The organism is Mesobacillus subterraneus (assembly GCF_000934845.1).
Taxonomy (GTDB): Bacteria; Bacillota; Bacilli; order Bacillales; family Cytobacillaceae; genus Mesobacillus; species Mesobacillus stamsii.
This window is the reverse complement of the sequence record NZ_JXIQ01000181.1, coordinates 1-276: the sequence shown is the minus strand read 5'-3', so window position 1 is coordinate 276 and position 276 is coordinate 1. Positions and strand designations below refer to the sequence as shown.

Here is a 276-nt window from a genome sequence, read left to right as displayed (position 1 = left end):
AGCGCTTGTCGGAGTTGAACAGTCGCCTTCGCATTTCGAATTGTCTAGTGTCGCCTCCTAGAAACTCCGAAACTTCAACTCCACCGGCAGAAGCAAAAAGCGCTTCTTCTGGTGGAGTCTCCAGTTTCTGCGTTTCTGGGCAGTCGGCTATACTTTTCGGTTTCGGTCCGCCCAATGAAGTCAAAGAACGACTACAATGGTCGGCCTCCGAGGCACAGGACGTGCTAGACCCGCCAGCCACAGGACGTGGCGTTTTGGCGGGCAGCGCTTGTCGGG

1 protein-coding gene is annotated in these 276 nt (G+C 55.8%); it reads right to left on the bottom strand.

Annotation, left to right across the window (positions count from 1 at the left end; translation table 11 throughout):
• Positions 1-276, bottom strand: a 276-nt coding sequence (locus UB32_RS20315) for a hypothetical protein (protein ID WP_044395982.1), incomplete at both ends; no start/stop codon positions are given.